The 477-nt window shown below is 69.2% G+C and carries 1 protein-coding gene; it reads right to left on the reverse strand.

Annotated features, from left to right (window positions below):
* Window positions 1–103: 103 nt before the first annotated feature.
* Window positions 104–477: outer membrane protein (locus MKK63_RS17945; protein WP_409564527.1), on the reverse strand; the 374-nt coding region annotated here is incomplete at its 5' end.

Consider the following 477-nt stretch of genomic DNA (forward strand, 5'->3'; position numbering starts at 1 on the left):
ATCAGCTGCTCTTCGACGGCGGCGAGCGGTGGGGAGGACCAACTGCCCCTCGCCCGCCGCCGTGTTCTCCCGGCACGATGGCCGGGAGCAGCGCCACCGGATCTTAGTACGAGCCGAACTTGTAGTTCAGGCCGGCGCGGACGACGGCGAACTCGTCGGAGCGGCGACCGACACCGCTGGTGACGACCGGGAAGTTGTTGGCGGCGTTGATGACGAACGCGCCCTGGTTGCGGGTGTTGCGGTCGAGGTTGACGTACAGGCCTTCGACCTTGAGCGTCACGGCCGAGGAGCGGAAGAAGTTCAGGAACGACTCGGTGGGGAGCGCGTACTCGATGCCGCCGCCGACGGCGTAGCCGGTGCGGAAGCTGTCGTTGCCGGCGTAGCCGCCGAACGAACGGTCGGCGCTGCCCGAGCCGTAGGCGAAGCCGCCGGTGCCGTACACGAGGGTGCGGTCGAAGGCGTAGCCGAGGCGGCCGC

Origin of the sequence: Methylobacterium sp. J-088 (assembly GCF_022829295.1) — a bacterium.
Classification (GTDB): Bacteria; Pseudomonadota; Alphaproteobacteria; order Rhizobiales; family Beijerinckiaceae; genus Methylobacterium.